This window comes from Terriglobus albidus (genome assembly GCF_008000815.1).
GTDB lineage: Bacteria > Acidobacteriota > Terriglobia > Terriglobales > Acidobacteriaceae > Terriglobus > Terriglobus albidus_A.
Genome location: NZ_CP042806.1, coordinates 2,712,380 through 2,733,912, shown reverse-complemented (window position 1 = coordinate 2,733,912; position 21,533 = coordinate 2,712,380). Strand labels below are relative to the sequence as shown.

At 56.8% G+C, this 21,533-nt stretch carries 16 protein-coding genes; 6 read left to right on the top strand and 10 right to left on the bottom strand.

Going from position 1 to position 21,533, the window contains the following annotated elements; genetic code table 11:
• Positions 1-299 precede the first annotated feature (299 nt).
• The 5 genes from FTW19_RS10850 (at position 300) to FTW19_RS10830 (ending at position 8,123) form a co-directional block, all read left to right on the top strand.
• The gene (locus FTW19_RS10850; protein ID WP_147647642.1) at positions 300-4,085 is read left to right on the top strand and encodes a TonB-dependent receptor; all 3,786 of its coding nucleotides are present in this window, start codon (positions 300-302) and stop codon (positions 4,083-4,085) included.
• Positions 4,086-4,253: 168 nt separating this feature from the next.
• Positions 4,254-5,561 (top strand): MFS transporter, encoded by a 1,308-nt coding sequence (locus FTW19_RS10845; protein ID WP_222705568.1) that lies wholly within the window; start codon positions 4,254-4,256, stop codon positions 5,559-5,561.
• A 69-nt stretch (positions 5,562-5,630) separates the two neighbouring features.
• Entirely contained in the window at positions 5,631-6,371 is a 741-nt protein-coding gene (locus FTW19_RS10840) for an SDR family NAD(P)-dependent oxidoreductase (protein WP_147647641.1), read from the top strand.
• Positions 6,372-6,402: 31 nt separating this feature from the next.
• Positions 6,403-6,819, top strand: coding sequence for a secondary thiamine-phosphate synthase enzyme YjbQ (locus tag FTW19_RS10835; protein ID WP_147647640.1), 417 nt, complete (start codon positions 6,403-6,405; stop codon positions 6,817-6,819).
• 152 nt (positions 6,820-6,971) lie between these two features.
• Complete coding sequence (locus FTW19_RS10830; protein ID WP_147647639.1) at positions 6,972-8,123, top strand: glycosyltransferase family 87 protein; 1,152 nt, start codon at positions 6,972-6,974, stop codon at positions 8,121-8,123.
• A gap of 56 nt (positions 8,124-8,179) precedes the next feature.
• Here the strand turns inward: FTW19_RS10830 and FTW19_RS26095 are convergent, their stop codons facing one another.
• Positions 8,180-8,977, bottom strand: a complete 798-nt coding sequence (locus FTW19_RS26095) for a hypothetical protein (protein WP_246153673.1) — start codon at positions 8,975-8,977, stop codon at positions 8,180-8,182.
• Positions 8,974-9,660, bottom strand: a complete 687-nt coding sequence (locus FTW19_RS26090) for a family 10 glycosylhydrolase (RefSeq protein ID WP_246153672.1) — start codon at positions 9,658-9,660, stop codon at positions 8,974-8,976. Before FTW19_RS26090 ends, FTW19_RS26095 begins: the two co-directional genes overlap by 4 nt.
• A gap of 387 nt (positions 9,661-10,047) precedes the next feature.
• Here FTW19_RS26090 and FTW19_RS10820 point away from each other — a divergent pair, with 387 nt between their 5' ends.
• Entirely contained in the window at positions 10,048-11,223 is a 1,176-nt protein-coding gene (locus FTW19_RS10820; protein ID WP_147647638.1) for an acyltransferase family protein, read from the top strand.
• A 111-nt stretch (positions 11,224-11,334) separates the two neighbouring features.
• Here the strand turns inward: FTW19_RS10820 and fusA are convergent, their stop codons facing one another.
• The 8 genes from fusA to FTW19_RS10780 form a co-directional block, all read right to left on the bottom strand.
• Positions 11,335-13,500, bottom strand: a complete 2,166-nt coding sequence (gene fusA, locus FTW19_RS10815) for an elongation factor G (RefSeq protein WP_147647637.1) — start codon at positions 13,498-13,500, stop codon at positions 11,335-11,337.
• 484 nt (positions 13,501-13,984) lie between these two features.
• The gene (locus FTW19_RS10810) at positions 13,985-14,551 is read right to left on the bottom strand and encodes an RbsD/FucU domain-containing protein (RefSeq protein ID WP_147647636.1); all 567 of its coding nucleotides are present in this window, start codon (positions 14,549-14,551) and stop codon (positions 13,985-13,987) included.
• A gap of 184 nt (positions 14,552-14,735) precedes the next feature.
• Positions 14,736-15,758: a diguanylate cyclase domain-containing protein gene (locus FTW19_RS10805; protein WP_281292445.1), complete on the bottom strand. Its 1,023-nt coding sequence runs from the start codon at positions 15,756-15,758 to the stop codon at positions 14,736-14,738.
• Positions 15,755-16,771 carry a chemotaxis response regulator protein-glutamate methylesterase gene (locus FTW19_RS10800; protein WP_281292444.1) on the bottom strand — a complete coding sequence of 339 codons (1,017 nt, stop codon included), beginning with the start codon at positions 16,769-16,771 and terminating at the stop codon, positions 15,755-15,757. Before FTW19_RS10800 ends, FTW19_RS10805 begins: the two co-directional genes overlap by 4 nt.
• 11 nt (positions 16,772-16,782) lie before the next feature.
• Complete coding sequence (locus tag FTW19_RS10795) at positions 16,783-19,083, bottom strand: hybrid sensor histidine kinase/response regulator (protein ID WP_147647634.1); 2,301 nt, start codon at positions 19,081-19,083, stop codon at positions 16,783-16,785.
• Positions 19,080-19,775, bottom strand: a complete 696-nt coding sequence (locus FTW19_RS10790) for a chemotaxis protein CheW (RefSeq protein ID WP_147647633.1) — start codon at positions 19,773-19,775, stop codon at positions 19,080-19,082. The genes FTW19_RS10795 and FTW19_RS10790 overlap by 4 nt, the downstream gene beginning before the upstream one ends.
• Complete coding sequence (locus tag FTW19_RS10785) at positions 19,772-21,028, bottom strand: CheR family methyltransferase (protein ID WP_147647632.1); 1,257 nt, start codon at positions 21,026-21,028, stop codon at positions 19,772-19,774. The genes FTW19_RS10790 and FTW19_RS10785 overlap by 4 nt, the downstream gene beginning before the upstream one ends.
• Positions 21,007-21,489: a chemotaxis protein CheW gene (locus FTW19_RS10780; RefSeq protein ID WP_147647631.1), complete on the bottom strand. Its 483-nt coding sequence runs from the start codon at positions 21,487-21,489 to the stop codon at positions 21,007-21,009. Before FTW19_RS10780 ends, FTW19_RS10785 begins: the two co-directional genes overlap by 22 nt.
• Positions 21,490-21,533: the final 44 nt, after the last annotated feature.

Sequence of the window (21,533 nt, the reverse complement as noted above, 5' to 3'; positions counted from 1 at the left end):
GTTTCGTCTTTTGCCCCATCGGTAAAACGCCGATTGTGGCTCGTTTGAGAGGCGAACAACATCATAGCCTTACCCGTGCAGCAACCGGCGCACGATCCGCGATCGGACGTATTTGTTACGAAAGCTTTTCTAAAAGCTTGCAAGAAGTTCATGCCTCTGGTGTATTTAAGCCAGTTCAAAATAACCAGCGTATCCCCTTTTCGGTCTTCCCCCAACGTTTTAGCTCCACCGATTGACGCGCAAAATCACAACTGAATAGCGAACAAACAATACTTCCAATACTTTCGGAGGCAGTACTGATGAGACCTTCCAAGTTCTGGCTGGCGGTAGTGTACCTATGCCTGCTCTCGACCCTTTCGTGGTCACAGGGAGCGACCACACAATTACGGGGAACGGTAGTCGACCCGACCGGAGCAACCGTGAAAGGTGCGGCCGTGCACCTGGTCAACCAGGCGAACTCACTCGCATTTGATACGGTCAGTGGTGATGCCGGGGAATATACCTTCCTGCAGATTCCGCCCGGAGACTATCAGATAACCTTCTCGGCTGCGGGCTTCGGCCGCCAAGTCATAACAACGAAGCTCCTGGTAGCTCAGCCTGCTACCGTCAATGCGACACTCACAGTGAGCTCGGATTCTGTAACGATTGAAGTCGCCAGCACCAGCCAGGTGATCAACACCATCGACGCAACCATCGGCAATTCGATTGCCGCGGAGACCATCACGGCACTTCCCAGCGAAGGCCGTCACGTGGAAGCATTGATGAGCCTGCAGCCAGGGGTGAGCTATATCTCCGACCAGTCGAACTCGACGGAGAGTCGCAATGGCACGGTCTCTGGCGCGCGCTCAGACCAGACGAATCTCACGCTGGATGGTGTCGACAATAACGATCAGATCTTCCCGGCAGCATTCTCTGGGGCTCTACGCACGCCAATCGACTCGGTCGCCGAGTTCCGCGTCGTCACCTCGAACGCAAACGCGGACACTGGCCGTAGTTCTGGCGGACAAGCCAATGTTGTCACTAAGTCCGGCAGTAACTCGCTCCACGGCACCTTATATGAGTACAACCGCAACAGTTTCGGACAAGCCAACGAATGGCTGGTAAAGCAAGCCCAGTTGGGCTCGGGAGAGCCAAACCGTCCGGGCAAACTGATCCGCAATACCTATGGAGCTTCCCTTGGCGGCCCGCTGAAGAAGAACAAGCTCTTCTACTTCGGCAACTACGAGGGGCAGCGCACGAACGAAGGCGTACCAGTAATACGGACCGTTCCTAGCATGAGCCTGCGGGCTGGTCAGTTGAAATATGAGGACGTAAACGGCGGAGTCACGACGCTTTCGAGCGGCCAGATCGCGGGCATGGATAGCTGTACCTCCACCTGCCCCTGGGGAATGGGCCCCAACCCGAATGTTGTGTCGACTTTTGCTCTCTACCCCGCACCCAACTCAAATACATCGAGCGATGCCTACAATCTGGGCACACTGACCTTCTCCTCTCCGCAGCCCATCATCCTCAACACGTATGTCGCGCGTATCGACTTCAATCTGAACGATCACAACCAGATTTTTGCGCGCGGGACGATGATGAATGACCGCACCTCAAGCTTGCAGTACTACCCGGGCAAGCCAGTGGGTAATTCAACGAACAACTCCAAAGGACTAGCGATCGGATACACGTGGACTCCTTTGCCCTCGGTTGTAAACAACGTTCGATTTGGTTTTACCCGGCAGAGCTATGCAACGATCGGTATCGGTCAGGGCGCCTATGCAAAGCTTCGCAATATTGATCTTCCCGAATCAAATTCCCGCTCCACAAAAACGAATGTCCCGGTCTTCAATGTCATTGATGACTATAGCTATGCGAAGGGTCGCAACACCATTCAGTTTGGAGCGAACTGGCGGCACTTCAACTACAACAATCTGACCGATACGAACTCGTGGGATGATTCGCTTGCGAACGCATCTTACCTGACGGGCTCCAGCATTTCGAACACCGGCGGCCCACTCGATCCCGGGGCGTATGGATATGCTGCGGTGTCCGATGACTTCTCCACCAACTACGATTACGCCGCAACGGCGCTGATGGGCCTTATGTCCCAGACAACGAATCGTTATAACTACAAAGTCTCAGCAGACGGAAAGACTGGAACGGCACTCGGGCAGGGAGCACCGGTAGGACGCGACTATCGCACGAATGAGTTCGAGTGGTACATCCAGGACACCTTTAAGCCCATTCCGAACCTCACTATCACCGCCGGCTTGCGCCATACTATTTTGCAGACCCCCTATGAAGCGAACGGACAGCAGGTACAGCCGACAATCGATCTGCATCAGTGGTTCGTCAACCGCGGCGCCGGTGCTCTCACAGGCCAGAGCATTCAACCGGACTTTGGCTTCGCCGCCTCAGGAAAAGCGCATAACGGTAAACCGTTCTACCCGATGAGCTGGAAGAACTTCGCTCCTCGCTTCTCCCTCGCATACTCACCTGCGACAGAAGAAGGTACGTGGATCCATAAGCTGTTGGGCGGCGCAGGCAAAAGTGCGATTCGCGCCGGCTTCGGCATGTACTACGACCACTTTGGCCAAGGCATCGTATCGAACTTCAGCCGCTATGGCTCATTCAGTTTGAGCACGGCGCTCACCAACCCTGCAAGCCAGTTTGGAGTCTCCGACTCTCCGCGTTACGCCGGCCTCCACAGCATCCCTGCCGGAATCAACCCGGTTCCCGCCTCCACCTTCAGCTATCCGCAAGGGCTCGCTCCGGGCAGCTTCGCCATCACCTACGGTCTGGACGATCACCTCAAAGCTCCCTACTCGGAAGTGGTGGATTTTTCTCTACAGCGTGAGTTAAAGGCAGGGTTCACGGTCGAGGCAGCGTACGTCGGTCGCTTCGGCCGACACATGCTGCAGCAGATGGACCTGGCTCAGCCTCTGAATCTGGTCGATCCCAAGTCGGGCATGGACTACTACACCGCAGCCACGCAGTTGGCACAGTACTCCGACCAGGGGCGGGTTGCCGTACCCACCATCGCCTACTGGGAGAATATGTTTCCGGATGCAAAGGGAGTCGGCGCCTATGGCGACGGCGTTGCAGGCGCCAGCGCAACGCAGAATATCTACAACGACTTCTTTACCGACGACGGTGGAACGAATAGCGCTTCAAATCTTTATTTCGGTCCGCTTCAATCCCGGGGCAATGAAACAAACATGCTCTACTTCTTCGACCTCGCATGCTATCCAGGATGCGGAAATTCGGCCACGCCACGCTTCTGGCCGACGCAGTACTCATCGTTGTATGCATGGTCGTCGGTCGGCTCCGCTTCCTACAACGCTGCACAATTTACTCTACGCCATCCTATGTCCCATGGCATCGCTGTGGATTTCAGTTATACGATCTCGCGATCGATTGACATGGGCTCCGACACAGAGAGCAACGCATCTTCGGGTGAGTTCAATTACGGCGTAATCTACGATGCATTCAACCCAAGCAAGAATCGTTCTGTCTCGGACTTCGATGCGACCCACATCATGAATGCTGACTGGGTGCTCGCATTGCCTTACGGCCGCGGGCGTAAATTTGGCAATCAGATCTCCCGTCCTCTCGACCTTGCATTTGGCGGATGGCAGCTCACTGGAATTACCCGCTACTCCAGTGGTCTTCCCTTCACCATCTACGATGGTAAAGGTTGGACGACGAACTGGGAGTGGGAGTCTGGTATGGTGCAAACCGGTCCGATCAAGATGCGGAAACATATCGATAAGAACGGAAACGTGCAGGCCTTCGATGATCCGCTAAGCGCGCTCAGCAATATGCGCCTCCCCTATCCGGGCGAAGCGGGCGAAAGAAACAAGTTCCGCGGCGATGGCTTCTGGGGCATGGATGCAGGTCTCCACAAGACGTTCGCCATCAAGGAGTCGTCGCGCTTTGAGCTGGCCTGGGAGACTTTCAACGTCACAAATTCCGCCCGGTTCGACCCGCATAGCATCTCCAACGAATCAACTGATGGCTCTCAGACCGGAGTCTATGGAGCAACCTATTCGGCGCAACAGGCACGCCGCATGCAGTTCTCCGGCCGATTCTCTTTCTAACAACCACTACGACAGGAAAGGCCCGGCTTCTTCGCCGGGCCTTTTTGTTGCGGAATAGATCGAAATCGGGATCAGAGAAACGGACCGGTCCTCCCCTTGCAGCGCGCGTATCGTTGGAGTGCAGCATTTCCGACTGTATAGAATTCAATCCACCTGAAGAGGCCGGCATTGAACCTACCGCTCGCAGCTCTCGACACCTCTGATTCCACCTTGAACCGCGCGACCTCGCGAACGGTGAAACGGCTGGTGCCCTTCCTTATGCTGATGTACGTTGTGTCATTTCTCGACCGCTCGAATATTGGGTTTGTAAAACAGGTTCTGGAGAGATCGGAGGGCATCTCCGAAGCTGTCTATGCTTTGGGCGCAGGTCTGTTTTTCGTTGGCTATTCATTATGCGGATTTCCCAGCAACCTGATTCTTCACAAGGTAGGTGCGAAGAAGTGGCTTGCAATCCTCATGGTGGGTTGGGGAGCCATATCGATGGCCACCATGTTCGTGAGGGGGCCTGCATCGTTTTACTTTTTACGGTTCCTGCTAGGCGTTCTGGAGGCAGGCTTCTTCCCAGGCGCAATTCTCTACCTGACCTATTGGTTTCCTAACGGCATTCGTGGCCGGATTCTTGGATTGTTCTACCTGGGTGTTCCACTTGCACTCATCTTCGGCGGACCGCTCTCGGGTTTGCTGCTTGAGATGCCCCCGTTCTTGGGGCTTCAAAGCTGGCAGTGGATGTTTCTCGTGGAAGGCTTCATGGCTGTCGTTCTCGGTCTGTTCGCTTTCTGGTATCTGGATGACAGGCCGTCCAATGCTTCCTGGCTGCCGGCCGAGGAAAAGCAGGCGTTAGCGAATAGGTTGACGCTTGAAGAAGAAGAACGGAGCTCCGCTGGGCCAACGAAACTCCTGCCCATGTTTCGCGATCGTCGAGTCATGCACTTCCTGTTGATCTATGCCCTCATCCAAACCAGCACGTATGGCGCGGTCTTCTATCTCCCGGCCGAAATATCGGCTCTTATGCATAGACCCGTGGGGATCGAAGTCGGCCTGGTGTCGGCGATACCGTGGATCTGCACGCTGGCTGCCGTCTATCTCCTGCCGCATGTCGCCGACAAGTTCCGCAGGCATCGGCAACTCGCATCGTTGACCTTACTGATCTCGGGCTGCGCGAGTTTTGCATTTCCTGCCTGCGGAGCAGGCATGGGCCTGGTGATGCTTTCGCTTGCGGTGGCCGGCTTTATTGCCGTCCAGCCGCTTTTCTGGACGTTTCCAACGGGATACCTGGCTGACCGCGCAGCAGCGGGCGGAATCGCTGTAATAGGAATGGGTAATCTTGGGGGCTTCCTGGCGCCCAACCTCAAGGTCTGGGCTGATCAACACTTCGGCTCGCAACACGCGGGCTTGTACCTTCTGGCAGCGCTTACGGTTTTAAATGCGGGTTTGATTGCGCTTGTGAGAAGTCGTCCAGCCCAAAGCACGACGTAAGACCCTACTTGATGACAGAATATTTTCGCGGGACGGTGAGGATCTCGAGCTCGCTGCAGGAGCGCTGGAATGTTTGAACTCAAAGGACAGACGGCTATTGTCACAGGCGCAGCCACAGGCATCGGTGAAGCCATCGCGACGCGGCTTGGAAAGGCCGGTGCGACTGTAGCCGTTGCGGATCTGGATCTCGAAGGCGCGACGAGCGTCGCCACACGCATCGACAACGGAGCCTTTGCTCTCAAGGTGGATGTCAGCGACAAATCCTCGATCGAGGCATGTGTCGCCGAAGTGCTTAAGCGCACAGGACAGATCGACATTCTCGTAAACAACGCGGGAATCGCTGGTCCTGCAGGTCCTATCTGGGAACAGACTCCAGAGACATGGGAGAAGGTCGTCGCCGTCAACCTGAGCAGCATCTTCTACTTCTGCCGTGCCGTGTTGCCCCACATGCGCGGGCGCAGGTATGGCCGTATTGTGAACATCGCTTCGATCGCCGGTAAGGAAGGCAATCCTGGAATGGTCCCCTATTCGGCGACGAAAGCGGGAGTGATCGGACTAACGAAAGCTGTCGGCAAAGAGGTCGCAACCGAGGGTATTTGCGTCAATGCAATCAGTCCCGCGGTCGTCCGGACGAAGATCCTGGAGCAGCTCACGCCACAACAGGTGAGTTATATGACGGACAAGATCCCGATGAAACGTACCGGCACGCCGGAAGAGATCGCTGCCGTGGCGCACTTCCTGGCCAGCCCTGACTGCTCCTTCGTGACCGCGCAGTGCTACGACGCAAGCGGCGGACGTGCTACTTACTAGGCCATTGGCCGGGAAAACAGAGGCAAAGATATTGAAGCAGGCAGTACACAAGCTTGAGATTTCGACGCGTGGCCAGGGGCTATACGAATTTACGGCAACCATCAACGAATGGGTGGCGGGCCAGAAGATGCAAACTGGTCTTCTAACGGTATTTTGCCGGCACACCTCAGCTTCGCTTCTGATCCAGGAGAATGCTGACCCTACTGTGCGCCGGGACATCAAAGCCTATTTCGACCGGCTCGCACCAGAGGATGGACCGTACGAGCACAACTACGAAGGGCTCGACGATATGCCCGCTCATCTGAAAACAGCACTGACCCAAGTGCAGCTGTCGATCCCCGTAATGAATGGCAGTCTCGTATTGGGCACCTGGCAAGGCATCTACCTTTTCGAACACCGGGTACATCCTCATCGACGGGGAATAGTGCTGCACCTGATCGGGGATTAGAGCATTTTCCCGGTTACTGGGAATCCCGGAAGTAGTATGCGAGCGGCGTTTTCATTGCGGAAAACGCCGACAGATGCGGAAGCCCTACGCTTTCGGCTCTCGTCGTGCTAGAGTGGAAGCCCTCCCTGCGACAGCCTGAGGACTGTCAAACGATGGCGAGCACGCTCGCTGAGATTTCTCAGCCACCGACGGCACTGCGTTCACGCCTGGCCCGATTCTGCGCATGGATCGTTCTTCTGGGAACGGTTTTTATCTTCGCTCTCGCGCCAAGAGGCCCTGGTAAGTATGCCGTCTTCGGAACCTATTGGGAGAGCGGCCGCGCAGCGATCCACGGCCTCAATCCATATGCTGCGTATCCAGAGACGGGCAGGGTTGACTACTCCTCGTACGGCGGTAAAGCCGCAACACCCGATGTCAACCTCAATCCGCCGGTCCTGCTGCCCTACTTCCAATTGTTGGCGCATCTGACCATCCCCCGGTTCATCGTCCTGCAAATCATCATTTCGGCCCTATGGTTCGCCGCCGGCACGCTCCTTCTCGGTCCCGGTCTGCAAGGCCGGCAGGCGATTTGTCTTTTGGCATCGGTTCCGGTTATCGCGGCCGTCTCTTCAGGACAGATCTATGGACTCCTGTTCCTCCTCTCCACGCTGGCGTGGCATTTCCATAAGAAGGGGTGGGTGGTCTGGTGTGCCGCATGCATGGGCCTGCTCGTGGCAATCAAGCCTACGTTTCTGCTCTGGCCGGTGATCCTGTTCTTTGCCGGCCATCGCAGGACCGCGTTGCTTTCCGTTACGGCGTCGGCGCTGGTCTCGACTGCTCCCCTGTTGATTTATGGACCGGGGGTGTATCGCGACTGGCTTGCGGCCATTGCTCATGATCCTCACTGGATCGATCACAAAAACATCGCTCTGATGCCATTCTTCACCCGGCTCGGGCATACCGCCACCGGCATTACTGTAGCCGCGGTCGTCGCGGCCGCCCTGTTGGGCTACGCATGGAAGTATCGGCCCGACTTCGACACAGCCAGCGGCATTGGCATTATTGCCGGAATCCTGTGTGCTCCGCTGGGGTGGTACGCCTACGTTCTGATTCTTGCGCCATTCTTTATGGCACGCCGGTGGAACTGGTTCGATACGCTTGCAGCTTCGATTTTCTTTGTCCCGCTGCCGCTTGGAGAATCGGCAAATGGCATCGCTTATCTGTTGCCGCTGCTCCTGATTCTCAGCCGCTTCTTATGGGGCAATACCCCGGACGTTGGCACGTTGAACTTTCCGAAAGCGTCCACGTCCTGCTCGACAACATGATGGATCTCGTTAGCAACCATTCCCTCGATGATCCAGTCCAGTAAAAAAGGCGGAGTTCAGGCCAGATTCAGCTCTTTCAAGCCCTCGCCAACGGCGCGAAGATTCTCTAATTTCATTTCGGAGTATTTGCGTGAAACGATGATGCCATCTGCTCCACCGCGGAACGCAGCTGTTACAGCGCCTTTGGTTCCGGCAGGAGTGCACCTGGCGTTTCCTTTGGCGGTAGGAATGTCCACGTCAATTCCGGGCCAAAGCTTCGTCTGTGTACCGGCGAGCCCTTCGCGTGCCCGCCTGGTTTCACGATAGACATAATCGGAAGAGTAGCCAGCGGCAGGAAGCGTCTTGAGATCTTTCTCGCTACCGTAATCGAGAACACGATAATGGAAGTCGAGCAACTCCTGCCTCGGCACATCGGCAAAGTAGGAGGTCCCCACACTGTCGATGTAGTCCACCATGCGCTCTCCCGCACAATTCTGATAGATCACCACTTTGAGGAAGTCTGAGTACGGCGCCATCTCCGCGAGATCCTGCTCCGCGCGGTAGATAGGGTTAAACGAGTTGTTATGCCAGATATGCCAACCGACTCCGAGCTTCGAGTTTACGGACTTCACCCGATCGTAGATTGCTTTCTGCACCTCGCGGAGGCTCGATGTCCAGAGCGTCTCCCACGCGAGAAGCTCCGGGTAACGAAGCATCAGGCGCCACAGTTGAACGTAGTATCCGTCGACAGGACGCGTGCCCTTACGCGCAGCAAGAACAAACTTCTCTAACTCAAGAAAACCTTGCCTGGCCCGGTTTGGGTTGATCCCCTGCTTCCGCGCCTTTGCGTAACAGTACTCACAGAAGCATGTCACCGTAGATGGGTTCGGATGAGCATGGCTTGCGCCGAGAGCGTTGGAGAATGCACCCTGCCGCTCCGATCCCACATCACGCCGTCGATATCATAGGAGCGCGACCAATCTTCCGCTATGGCCATGAGCCAGTGCTGATACTCAGGGTTGTTGAAGCACAGCGTCGCAGCCTTCTCGCCCGAGAGTGTCACTTCCTGCAATCTCTCGATATTGGGAATATCTTTCCGGAAGACATCTTCGTACCAGCAAATCGTCTTCATGCCACGCTTCTTCGCTTCAGGAATGACCTGTTCGAGCACGTCATAATCGCCAAGATCTGGCGCGCGAAAACTCTTAAAGACTGTGTCAGAGTAGTACTTCGGATTGATTTTTGTGTAGGAACCGCCGAAGAAGGTGTCGGTATCGTACTTTTGGCTTCCGTGATCCGGTAGAGGCTGCCCCGGAACCTGGCGTCCGGCGATGCCGCGACCATAAGTAAAGGTCGCAACGAAGAGCGTATTAACCGCAGCAGCGCGCTCGCATTCATCGAGAACCTTCTCCACTCCTTCGTCTGCAAACGAGACTGCGCCAATCTGTATGCCAATCATCTTTGTTGACTTGAGCGGCGCGGCGATCGCATCGCGGGGATGTACCGTCGCGGAGATAGCCGCACCCGCTGCGCTTTGAAGAAACTGTCTACGATCCATAGGTTTAACCTCCATTCGTGAATGCGGTGCTTCAGTTGACGGTGGGTGCATAGGCTACTCCCGCCCTCTCTTGATTTACGACGGCTCTCTTCTTTAACTCGCCGCTTGGCCATTGTCAGGATTTTCTCCAACTCCCGCTGCAGAGCGATGCCGCCTAAGTCCAATATTTTCCTTGACAGAGCGATTACCGAAACGAAGAAATAGTAAAACATTCGGTACGAGTCGAAAACGAATGCGCATAGCGTCCCTGTTGGATCTCTCTTCAACTCCAATGGATCGTCTGCGAATGGACATCCCTTCTGAGGTCTTCGCATGAATGTTGCCGGCACTCTTCCCGCCACAGCTCCCCATCAATCCAGCACGTCCAAAACGGCGAGCGAAGAAATCATGAGCAAACCCGCTGTCCGGAATGTGGCCGTCGATGCCTACCGTGGGTTGGTCATGTTGCTCATGATGGGCGAGATTATGCGCTTCGCGGATACTTACGGTGCCCATCCCGGCAATTTGTTCTGGCGCGTCCTCGCCTACAATCAGACGCATGTCGAGTGGGCAGGCATGAGCCTGCACGACATGATTCAGCCGTCATTTACGTTTCTCGTCGGCGTCGCGCTTCCCTACTCGATTGCTTCGCGTACCCGCCAGGGCCAGACCTTCGGCCAACAAGCCGGCCATGCTCTTTGGCGCTCGTTGTTGCTCGTCTTCCTCGGCGTCTTTCTGCGCTCCGTCGGCCACCACATCACTTACTTCACGTTTGAAGACACTCTTTCGCAAATCGGGCTGGGCTACCCCTTTGCCTTCTTACTGTATTTCTGTCGGCCGCGTGTTCAATGGATCGACTTTGCCTCGATCCTCTTCGTCTATTGGCTTGTCTGGGCTCTCTATCCCGCGCCTGGTCCTGGCTTCGATTACGCTGCCGTCGGTGTTCCTTCGGACTGGCACCACAACTTCACCGGCTTTGCTTCCCACTGGAACAAGAACTCGAACTTCGGCAACGCCTTCGATGTTTGGTTCCTGAATCTCTTCCCGCGCGAGTCACGCTTCGCTTTTAACCGTGGAGGCTACCTCACACTTAGCTTTATTCCTACACTGGGGACCATGCTTCTGGGCCTCATCGCGGGCCGCTGGTATCGCGAGTCTCCAGGGCAGGTCCCTCTCAAGAAATTCTTGTCCGCCGGCATAGGCCTGGCCGCACTGGGGCTCGCCCTCCACTTCACCGGCATTTGCCCCATCGTCAAGCGCATCTGGACCCCAGCCTGGACGCTCTGGAGCGGCGGCATGTGCTTCTTCTTTCTTTCCGCCTTTGCCTGGATCATCGACATCAAAGGATTCCGCCGCTGGGCATTCCCGCTCGTCGTTGTGGGACTGAACTCAATGGCGGCCTATCTCATCGCCCATTTATGCGAAGAGTTCATCCTCGGGTCGCTCCACACCCATCTCGGCTTTACCCCGTTCCGCATTCTCGGACCTGGCTATGAGCCCTTACTCCTCGGAGTGGCAGTGATGCTTGTCTATTGGCTTATGCTCTTCTGGATGTATCGCCAAAAGATCTTCGTTCGAATCTAAAGTCGCAAGCCGAGCCGACCGGCCATCGTGGCGCATAGTTAGCGCAGCCAACCATCGTTGTGAGTGAGCGGGCATACGTGGCAACGTATGCCCACCTGGTTTACGGCGGCTTTATTCCTCCTCCTCTTCAACTGGCCGCCTGGCTGTTGCCAGAATCTTCTCCGCCACCGGTTGCGGAACGATGTCGTAGTGATCCATCTCCATGCGGAAGCTGCCCCGCCCCTGGGTCAGAGAGGTAAGGGTCGTGCCGTAGCTGAGCATCTCCGCCATAGGAACGTCGGCTTTGATCAAAGTCTGTTTGCCATGGCTCTCCATGCCCTGGACCCGCCCCCTGCGTCCGTTCAAGTCGCCCATTAACGGCCCGGCAAACTCCTCAGGAGCCTCAATTTCGACGTGCATGATTGGCTCCAATAGAGCAGGCTTGGCCTGTTCCATGCATTTGCGGAAGGCGAGTCTCCCCGCCATCTTGAAGGACATTTCGTTGGAGTCGACGTCATGATAGCTGCCATCGTGCAGAGTTACTTTGAAGTCGACAACCGGATAGCCGGCCAGATAGCCGCGGGCTGCCGATTCCAGAATGCCTTTCTCCACAGCGGGGACGAATTGCCTTGGGATTGAGCCACCAAAGATGTCGTTGACAAATTCAAACCCGGCTCCGCGGGCCAGGGGCTCCATCTTGATCTTGCAATCGCCGAACTGTCCGTGGCCGCCAGTCTGCTTTTTGTGGCGCCCCTGAGCATCCGCCCGCCCTCGAATGGTCTCGCGATAGGGGACTTTGGGAGCCTTCAAGGTGACTTCCGTGTGGTAGCGCCGTTTGAGCTTGGAGACGATGGCCTCGATATGCGGCTGCCCGGCGCCGGCCAACAGAAACTCATTCGTCTGTGGGTCACGGAAGAAGCGAATCAGCAGATCTTCTTCCATGAGCTTGTGGATAGCCGGAGCCAGCTTATCTTCGTCGGCACGCGTTTTGGGTTCAATGGCATAGGTCATCGCCGGTTCGGGCATGGCCAGGGGTTGGAGGAAGATGTCCTGCCCCTTAGCCCCCAGTGTGTCTCCGGTAAGGGTGACGCGCAGCTTGGCCACCGCGCCAATGTCTCCGGCGTGGAGTTCACTGACCTCGATGGCCTTTCGTCCCTGCATAACGCTCAGGTGAGCCAGGCGCTCCTGCTCCTTGCGAGAGTAGTTTTCAACGGTGGCGTCATTCTTCACCATTCCGCTGATCACCTTGAAGAAGGAGATTCTGCCCGAAAATGGGTCGGTCATGGTCTTGAAGACGTAAAGTGCCAATGGCTGCTGGTCATCGACGTGGCGCAGGACCATCTCATCGGTGGCTCCGTCGCCATTGCCATTGCCGTTGCCGTGCCCGTTGGCCTGAACCGCGACTGCCTGTTTAAGGGCGCGGGCTGCGACCGGCTCGCGCTCGATCGGAGCAGGAGCGTAGACCTTCAAGAAGTCGAGCAGGTGGTCTGTGGCAACATTGCGGCCCCCACTGGTGTAGAGCACCGGGAAGATGCGGTCTTCGCGAATGGCTTCATGGAGCGCCGTGATCAGGTGTTGCTCCGGGATGGTGCCTTCGCGGAAGAACTCTTCCATGAGTTCGTCTTTGCCTTCGGCGACCAGTTCGACCAGGGCCTCGTGGGCTGCCTTCGCCCGGGTATGCAAGGGGCCGGGAATCTCGCCGATCTTCCCGCGTCCGTCACCATCAGGCGTGTAGTAGAAGGCCTCCATGGTGACAAGATCGACGACTCCGTGAAAACCCGATTCATCGACAATGGGGAGCTGGACGGGAACGAGCTGACGCCCCCAGCGCTCGCGCATGTCTTCCAGCATGGCCTCGCGTCCGCTGTGGCTGTCGGCTTTGGGATGGTCGACCTGATTGATGACGACAACCCGGGGAAGATCGAACTCTTCCGCGAACTTCCAAACGCGTTCCGTGACGGTTTCTATGCCATTTTGCGCATTAATCACCACGACGGCTGATTCGACCGGCAGCATGGCGGCACGGGCTTCGTGACAGAACATGTGGAAGCCGGGAGTATCGAGGAAATTGATCTTGAGGCCCTGCCATTCTGCGAAGGCAACGGCATTTTGCATGGTTGTTCGTCTGGAAACTTCTTCTTCGTCATAGGCTGTAACGGCTGTTCCGTCTTCAACCCGTCCGGGCTTATCGATCATTTTTGCGGCATGCAGCAACGCGGAAATCAAGGTTGTCTTTCCACTGTGCGCATGCCCAACTACAGCTACGTTGCGGATCTCACTTCCCTGGTACGTTTTCATGGATGTTCTCCTTTTGCCGTGGATGGATTTCGGGGCCTGGAGAGTGCTAAGGCAATGTCCCCAGCTAACACGGAGAGATCGTTATCGATCCCGGCAGCGGAGCGCTTCTTCGCGTCCGGATCCAGACCGACCTTCCCGGCTTTGTGCCGATCAGCCGCTCTTATGTCTCGGTAGCGGATGGTCCTACTCATGGGCGATAAAACCTTCATCGTTCGCCTCACGGCACAGCCGCCCATCGCGGGCGAACAATGCTTACACAAAAGCTGGATGATTGGAATACAAGCTTTCCGATTTGGGCGCCTTTGCTACAGAGGTTCCCACTGCCTCTCCGGTGAGATAAGGGTCCAGGCCTTCCCCGAAGCCGTATCAGCCTGCTTTCAGCAGCTACCTGGAGGGGCTGTATGGACGGCACCTCAGAATGGGCGCCGCAAGGAAGATTTCGCACAAAGAAGCACATTCCTGAAGAAAATACCTTGGAATGTCTTCAAGGCTGGACACCAGACTTCATTCGAGCACGGAGCCGATCTTCGGCATCGGCGCTGACGTATTTGCAATCAAGACGGATGAAGACAGAGGAGTAAGGTACGGTAAGGCGCGTCTTGAGGACGAGAATCCTGAACTCCTTGCCGGCGTTGGAGACTTGCGCGATAAGCTGCTCGTGCAGTTCGTTCTGAATGGTGTAGTTGTGCAGTACCGCGGAGATTTGTTGGCGGTAGGCGTTTGCTCCTGGCGAGTCTTCTTCGGTGAGGAAGGGCAACTCCGCGTCCATGAAGATGACTGGACGGACGTGGATGGAGTCTTTGATCTGAGCGAGGACTGCTCTTGTGACCTCGATCTGGCCCGCGTCGGTCTCGACTACTTCAACGCCGGGTGAGGTCTGCAGTGGATAGGCAGAGTCGACAACGAGAATCCAGTTGCGGTGGCCGAGCAGGGGCAGGCGTTCGGTGAGTGTCTGCTTCCAGATGTTTGCCTTACGGGACTGCTGTGCGGGTAGGGCGGGTACCAGGAGTCCGGGGAGTAGCAGGCTTAGGAATAAAACGGATCTGATCACGAATCGTCTCCTTAGAGGGATGCCTCTTTCTTGCCGCAATTGGTCTTCGAAATGCTACACCGCAGAGAACCGCGCATCATGCTGCTAGTGCCCATTTGGGGCCGTCAGCTTTATTTTGCCGCCGTAAGAATGGACGCTATAGTGATGAGGCTTTGGCAAGGATGACCGCTCGGAAGACCTATTCTCATTCCGAGAAGACAAGCCGGTTCCGTCCGGCCTCTTTTGCTCGATAGAGCGCCTTGTCGGCGGCATCGACAAGACGCAGGAAGGCGTCCCCTTCCTGCGGTATCGTCGAGGCTCCACCGAGACTTACGGTGACGAATGGGCTCGTGTCCGATCCTCCATGAGGAATCTGGAGGGCTTCAACATTGCGGCGCAGTTGTTCTCCCAAGCGCTCGCTCTCACTCATATCCGTCGCTGTCAAGATCAGGGCAAACTCCTCGCCGCCGAAACGTGCGGCTGTCCCTGAAGAACGCAGGCAGGTCTGCTGGATCGTGGTCGCGATTGTCTTCAGCACCTCATCGCCCGCCAGATGTCCCCTGGTATCGTTATAGCTTTTGAAATGGTCGACATCGAGCATCAAGAGCGAGATAGGAGTCTGTGAGCGTATCGCACGCTTCCACTCCGCCTCCATATGTTGATCGAAGTGCCTGCGATTGCTCAGACCGGTCAGACCGTCGAGATTCGTCAGCCTCTGCAGTTGGAAGTTCATCTCCAGCAACTGACGCTGGCTCTCGCGCAGGGCACGGTATGCGTCGTCACGCTGTAGCTGGTTTAAGTACGACTTCGAGTGATAGTTGATGCGGGCGATCAGTTCTACCTCGTGCGGCAACTTGACCAGGTAGTCGTTTGCCCCGGCCTTAAACGCCTCATTTTTAACCGCGGCTTCTTCCTTGCTGGAGAGCACGATGATCGGGATGCTGCTTGTAGCCGGATCCGCGCGATACTGACGAACCAGGTCCAATCCATTCACACCCGGCATGACGAGGTCCTGCAAGATGACGGTAGGTCTTACTTCCTTGGCTGTCCTCAGCGCATCGATCGCATCGGGGCAGTAATGGAATTCCATATGGGGCTGACTGCCCAACATGATTCTTACTGACTCACCGACCAAAAGCTGATCGTCCACCAACAGAACCATGGCGAGATAATCGTCGGGTGGTTCACCAACAGCAAACGGATGTATGTTGGAGGCATCGAAACTCAAAATCGCACCTCTTTCTGTTCGGCAAAGATATTGATAAGCCGATGGGAGATCTTGTCGAGAGGCAGAATGTCGACTGCGGCGCCCAGAGAAGCCGCCGCCTTCGGCATGCCATACACTGCACTGCTCTTCTGATCCTGCGTTATGGTGTAATGCCCTTTTTGACGCATTGCCTGCAGACCGAGGGCTCCGTCACGCCCCATGCCCGTTAGTAGAATACCGATGGCCTTTCCTGCCCAGAGTTTGCAGATACTTTTGAAGAAAACATCGACCGAAGGCCGATAGACATAATCGCTCGGTTGATGACTATATCCCATCGAGTTTGCTGTTTTGAAAGTGAGATGATCGCTGCGGCCCGCGATCAGGACAACGCCGGCTTTTGGAGGATCGCCCTCCGCTGCCAGGCGTACCGGAAGCTCCGACTGCTGCCCAAGCCACTTTGCCATCTGCGGAATGAACTTCTCATCGATGTGTTGAATGATGACGATGGCTCCGGGAAAATCCTTCGGCAGCTGGCTCAGAATCGACGCCAATGCCGCCGGACCGCCTGCTGAGGAGCCAATAGCAATCAGGCTCGGCTGCCGGGCAGGCAGCACGCTGCGGATAGGGACCGCCGTTCCCGCCGCCTTATGACGCTTATCGAGCAGCCCTTCCATGCTTTCAAGCTTCGTCAGCAGTGCCGCGGTCCCAATGTCGGAGGCATCGGCAAACAGGGCAGGCATATCCAGAGCATCCAGAGCGCCATGCCCCAGAGCCTCAAACACCATGCTGCTGTTTTCCTGCACGCTTGCGGTGACCAGCAGAATCATGCAGGGCGTCGATGCCATGATGCGGCGCGTGGCCTCTACGCCGTTCATGACCGGCATCAGCAGATCCATCAGGATCAGGTCAGGCGTCTCCTGGGCACAGAGAGCTACGGCGTCGGCTCCGTTCTCCGCGATCCAAATCACGCTATGCTCTGGAGAATTCAACAACGTCCGTCGCAGCGCTTCCACGGCGAGCGGCATATCGTTCACGATGCCTATCCTCATACGCCAGCCTCGCCGATCAGATCGATAACAGCCTGCAACATCGTCTCGTCGTGGAAACTCCCCTTCGTCAAATAGTAGTCCGCACCGGCTTCCAGACCACGCTGACGGTCTTCTTCACGATCCTTGTACGAGACGATCATGACCGGCCGTGATTTCAGGTGCGGGTTCTGCCGGATGAGCTTGATCAACTCAACACCGTCCAGCCGCGGCATATCGATGTCCGTAATGATCAGGTCGAAATGGGCCGCGCGGACGGCGTTCCAGCCATCCATGCCGTCTACCGCTACCTCCACCTCATAACCGTATTGCGTAAGAAGCTTTCGCTCCAGCTCCCGCACTGTGAGCGAGTCGTCAACAATCAACACGCGCTTGCTCTGCTTCCGTGCTTCATGCGCGCCCGCCCGCACATTGCTCAGGCGGCCGGTTGCGGTAATTTTTTCAAGCGAGCGCAGCATGTCGTCGACATCCAGAATCAATACCGGAGCGCCATCATCCATCAGAGCAGCGGCGCTGATGTTCCTGATCTTGCCCAGCCGGGCATCGAGCGTCTGAATAACCAGCTCCCGTTGCCCCACGAAACGATCTACGACCAGGCCATAGGTGCGCTCCTGATCGCCGGCAACAATGACGGATAGATCCTCGGCATCGATCTCGGCGTCTTTACCCTCAAGGATCTGGTGCGCCGTCGCCAGGCCAACCTGCCTGCCTTTGAAATGGAAGTGCTGACGCCCTTCGATCGAAGCGACCTCTTCTTTTTTTACCTTCACCGTGGCAAGAATGTGCGCGAGCGGAAAAGCATACAGCTCGTTGTCGATGGTCACGACAAGCGTGTGAATCACCGACAGGGTGAGTGGCAATTGAAGCTGGAACTGCATGCCCTTGCCGGGCTGCGACGACGCGGTGATAACGCCGCGCACCTGCTTGATCATGGTTTGCACGACATCAAGCCCTACACCGCGCCCCGAGAGCTCCGTGACCGCCTCTTTCATGGTGAAGCCGGGCAGAAAGAGGAACTCCAGCAGCTCGCTTTCGCTCATCTTGCCGGCGATATCCTCTGTGCTCAACTGGCGCTTTACGATCATGGAACGAAGATTCTCAAGATCAATGCCGCGGCCATCGTCCGATATCGTGAGCTGGAGCGTTCCTGCCCTGTGATGCGCCGCGAGTGTAATAACAGCCTCAGGCGGCTTCCCCAAAGCGGCACGCTCGTCCGGCGGTTCAATGCCATGGTCAGCGGCATTGTTCAGGAGGTGATTCAGCGGCCCGTCCAGTTTCTCCAGGATCTCGCGATCTACCTGCGTGGACGCACCAATAATCTCCAGCCTGATTCGCTTACCGAGGGAATGCCCCAGATCGCGCACAAGACGCGGGAAGCGATGGACGCCATCCATGAAAGGGCGCATGCGGCAGGCCAGCGCCTGGTCGTAGAGCCGCTGCGTCAATCCCGTGGAGCGGCGGTCAAGCATCTCCAGCTCCGCCAACCGCTGTGACAGCATCTGCTGACTCTCCAGCATGAGTCGCCGAAGCTCTGCGGTGTCTGTATCGACCCACGTGTATCTCTCATCGTTGACATGCTGCCCCAGAGATTCGCGCAGGTTATCTATGGTGCGGAGCGAAGCATCCTGCAAGCGCTTGATCTTCAGAAGCGATTCCACAAATGGCTTGAGCTGACGCGAAACCACAAGCGATTCACTGGCCAGGCCGAGCAACCGGTTTAAGTTACCGGCGGTAATGCGAAGTACGCCGCTGGTCGAATCGAAGTCGGCGGCAGGACGGATATTTCCATTCGAGGACACTAGGCCGGTCGCAGCCCTCTGCATCTCCGGAGAGAAGCCGGCCTGCATGTCCTCCGTGGCGGGTGGAAGATCTTCTACAGTTCCCTGCTCATCAGGGTTTTCAAGGGCTTCCCGCAGCCTCATCAAAAAGGACGAGACCTCGGGATTCTTCTCTTCGGGCGGCCTGTTGCGGGCCGCTTCCAGGTCCTTTGCAATCGACAGCATCAGATCCGCGCCTTTGAGCAGCAGGTCAATCTGCGCATGGCGAAGCGAGAGCCTTCCCTCCTGTGCGGCGACGAAGAGGTCTTCCATCGCATGAGCCAGTTCGACACCCGCGGGAAGATTGACGATGCGGGCCGCGCCTTTTATAGAGTGTGCGGCTCGCATGCAGGCCTCAAGTGGTTCCGGAGCAGCAGTATTGCTCTCCAGCGCAAGCAGGCCCTGGACGAGCACCTTGGCCTGGTTCTCTGTTTCGATGCGAAACAGGTCGGGGATGGAAAGCGGGCTGCGGTCTTTGCTCACGACAGGCTCCGGTTTAGCGCGTGGAACAGCAGGCCATCATCAAGAAGGGCGACGCTCTTGTCCCGCCACGGCAGCACGGACTTCGTATAAGTCCCTGCGGAATGTGCGACGGTCGCTGGAACCGGTTGCCGCTGATGTACCGTATAGCGCTGCACGCCGTGGACTTCGTCCACTGGAAAGGTCACACGCCAACCTTCCTTTTCAGCAATCAGAAAACGTTGGCTGATGAGTTTCTCTTTCTTTTGCGCCGACGCATGACTTTCCTCCAGGCCGAGGACCCGGGCCAGCGAAACACAAACAATCAACTCGCCATTAATGGGTGTCAGGCCCAGCAGCATATTGCTGCGAAACCCAGGGAGCGTGTGGATCGCTTTTGTCCCGGCAACCTCCTGAATGATCGAGGTCGGCAGCGCCAACCACTCCACGCCGATGCGGAAGATAACAGCCGATTCAGTCTCCGACTCCCCGTCCTGTTTTTTTCGCGCGTAGTGAAGGCTCCACTCCGCCAGATATCCGGTAGGGAGATCGCGATCCAGCAGGACGATCGCGGCTGCGGCATACGTCGGACAGTTGCGGCAATGGACATGCTGCTGCAACTCCGGGCAGCTGGCGTCTCCGGCTACTCCGATCTTGTTCCAGCAGTCGTTCAGGGCCGGGAGCGCGGCCTCGAGAGTTGTTGGCTGATGGCTCATTGCGCCGTCCTTTGTAACAGACGCCGGGCACGCGCGTTCAAGGCCTGAGCGCCTGATACATCTTTCTGGCTCTCAAGCAGCAACGCCAGGTGAACCAAGGCTTCGTAGTGATTCGGGTTGAGGTAGAGGGCTTTGCGGTATGCATCCGTCGCCTCGGAGCGCTTTCCGGTTGCATCCTGGATCAGCCCCAAGAGGTAATATGCCTGGTCTGAAGGCCCCTCGCGGCGTAAATGATCTTCGCAATGCTTGATGGCGTCAGGCAGCAGGCCCCTGTCCGCCAGTCGCTGCGCTTCCTCCAGAGACGAAGGCGGTGGCGTGGACTGCGGTTTGGCTGCAGCGACAAGTGGACGCGAAGCGCTGAACTCAGGCGGCCTGGCGGCAACCGCGACCCGTCGGCCGCCGCTGTAAGCGGGCTTTTTCGGTGGAGGAGTGTGCTTGTTTTTTTGCGGCTGCGGCAGATCAACCGCCCTGCGAAAACCGAAGGCCATCGGGACCCGCAACGAAACAAAGTCGCCCGGCTGAGCCAGAGATGTCTCCGAAGGCCCCAGGAACAGAACGCCTTTCGTTGTAAGAAGGCGGGTCAATATCTGGACAGCGCGCTTCTGTGTGGCGGTGTCGAAATAGATAAGGAGATTGCGGCAGTAGATGATGTCGTAAATCGCGGAACCGGGCAGAAAGTCCGCATGAAAGAGATTGCCGTGCTGAAAACGAACCTGATGTCGAACTACCTTCGAAAGCCGGTATTCATTTGCCTGCGGCTCGAAGTGGCGGTCGCGAAAATGGAGGTCCTTTCCGCGGAAAGAGTTCCTGCCATACAGGGCACGTTGCGCAAGCTGCAGGACACGTCCGCTGACGTCGACCGCATCCACCAGGAAGCGCTTCGCCGGAACCCCGGCATCCAGAAGCGCCATTGCGATGGAATAAGGCTCTTCTCCTGTGGAGCACGGAAGACTCAGCACACGAAGCATCCCCTCTGGATGCGACGGCATCCATTCCTCCTGCACCAGGCGGGTCATCGCGGCAAAGGCCTCTCGATCGCGGAAGAACCAGGTCTCCGGCACGACCACGGCCTCAATCAACTCCTGCAGCTCGCTGTCCCGCACCAGCAGAAGTTCCACGTACTCCTGCTCGTGCTGCAATTTACAGGCAGACATACGGACCTGCAGCGCCCTCTCAATCGCAGCAGGGCCGATCGAGGCGCTATCGAGGCCTATCTTCTGTTTCAGCAGCTCTATGAGCTCGATGCTTGCCATTGCGCCTCTGCGGACTGCTTGAAGATCTCGTCATATAACGGCGCCGGTAACAGGGCCGCCGGTTTTACCCACTGGATCATGCCGCGCGTATCGATGACGACAGGGCCCAGGTACGGTGTCCTGCTGCTCTCAATTCCGGAAAAGACAAAGTCCCCGGGATCTCGCCGCAAGGTCTCCGTCACGTTTTCGGCAATCAGCCCCACCAGACGCACTTCATCCTGACCGTCTGCAAGATTCACCACGATGATGCGCGTGCTGAGTTTGGGGTGTGCCGGACGCTGCGTAGCCAACTCGCTCAGGTCCAAGACCGGAACTGGCGTGTTCCGATAGTCCATCACTCCAGCAACTCCCGTAGGCGATTGAGGAAGCTTTTTAAGCTGCAATAGGGGCAGCACTTCAACGATCTGGCTCGCCTTCAATGCGTATCGGTCATCGCCAAGCTGAAGAAGAAGAAACAGCATGAACACAGCCCCTAAACTCTGCTTACAACACGGACCTGGAATCT